The sequence below is a fragment of the Sinosporangium album genome, assembly GCF_900100605.1.
GTDB classification, from domain to species: domain Bacteria; phylum Actinomycetota; class Actinomycetes; order Streptosporangiales; family Streptosporangiaceae; genus Sinosporangium; species Sinosporangium album.
The window spans coordinates 1-1,510 of the sequence record NZ_FNCN01000088.1 but is presented as its reverse complement, the minus strand read 5'-3'; the positions used below and the strand labels follow the sequence as shown (position 1 = coordinate 1,510).

Genomic DNA, 1,510 nt, shown 5'->3' with positions numbered 1-1,510 from the left:
CCTTGACAGCGAATGGCTCGAAACGCTCCTCGATATATTCGATGAATTTGGAGTCGAAGTGATTCGAGATTAGAGCCGCCAATACGATCACTGCACCCATTTCATCCTCGGGCGACCTGGTAGTTCTGAAGAACGGCGATCGCCTTGCACAGGTGCCCGGCCTTGCTGGGGCTTGAGCGGAGCTTGCGGAGGATGCGCCGGCTCTTGAGCTGCGCGTTCGCGCGTTCCCCCGGACCGCGGAGGCGGGCGTGCGCACGGTTGGCCCGTTTCTACGAGTCGGGCTTGCCCCTGCCCTTGTACGGCGTGGCGATCGGCCCCTCCGCCCCCTGGTAGGCCTTGTCCGCGAGCGTGAGGATCCCGGCCCTGCCCGGTTCGCGTGGAATGCCCCATGCGCGGGCGGCCGTCAGGTCGTGGACCCCGCCGGGCAGCGCCCCCGACGTCCACAGCTGCGCCTCCTCCGGTGACGCTATGACCTGGACGTTCACCCCATGGGACCGGTGCTTGACGGAGAAGTACGGCCGGTCGGCCCTGACCCGGTCGGTGCGGATGGGCGTCCCGTCGAGCACCGGGTACCGCAGCCCGTCCCGCCCGGCCTTGCGCAGCACCAGCCCGAGTTTCGGCGAACGCCCCGACAGCAGCGGCACCGCCTCCTCGACGTAGCGCCACGCGGTCGTCGCCGACACTCCGAAACCGGCTCCGAGCTCGGCGAATGTCTCGCCTTTACGCAGATGGGCCAGCACGAGCAGCGCCTGCCGCCCCGGATTGAGCAGCCGCCAGGCCGACCTCACAGCCTTGCGTCGGCGGCGGAGCAGTCCGGCGAAGTAGTTCAGCGTTGCACGCGACAAATCGACGGCGGCACGGTAGAAAAGCACGTGAAGCTCCTGGTTTGACGGGTCTGGTTGTGGTGATCAACCCGTCTATCAGGAGCTTCTCCCTTTCATGGGTCGAGCGCCGGATCCGCGATCAGGCTGTGACCAGCGGGGCCACCGCCGGAGGATGAAAAAGCCTCATTGATTGGATATCAATATGGGCAAGAATACTGCACCCCTGTATCGCTTCGTTCATGAGGAATCTCGGCAGATATTATTTAGTGCGACCGATATAGATGGCTTTTTTATTGATTCAGAGGCGCATGAGTCCGGGGTTATCCTTGCACGTGAAGCGTCGTTGGAGAAATCTGTCGACAAGCCATTACTGGAGCGTGTTGAGGTCGAGGTATTAAAGTTCGACGGAAAGGTTATCGGATCCTACTATGTGGGGCAAATAGAGGTGATAGGTTCGCGTTCACAAGAAGAGGCAGGTTATGACTGGGGTCTCCTTCTGAATCTCTCTGGGTATGGCATCCCCTATCCATATGCGCGTGAAATCTGGCCTCAATGGGCAACGGGTAGTCCCACTGCGCCGGGACGGTGGTCGACCTACCCGCCGGAGGCGCATCAGAGCTGGCTGCATGTCGTCCAGCAGGTGTGGTTCACTGCCGATCATCGAGCAAGGCGCTACAGAAGGGAAG

At 61.9% G+C, this 1,510-nt stretch carries 1 protein-coding gene and 1 pseudogene; one reads left to right on the top strand and one right to left on the bottom strand.

Translation table 11 applies throughout. The features are described 5' to 3' along the window. Positions 1 to 101 precede the first annotated feature (101 nt). Positions 102 to 872: pseudogene (locus tag BLQ73_RS30740) on the bottom strand (transposase family protein). 142 nt (positions 873 to 1,014) lie between these two features. Between BLQ73_RS30740 and BLQ73_RS31955 the strand changes: the two are divergent. Continuing rightward, on the top strand, positions 1,015 to 1,510 hold a 496-nt coding region (locus BLQ73_RS31955), incomplete at its 3' end, for a hypothetical protein (RefSeq protein ID WP_218126106.1).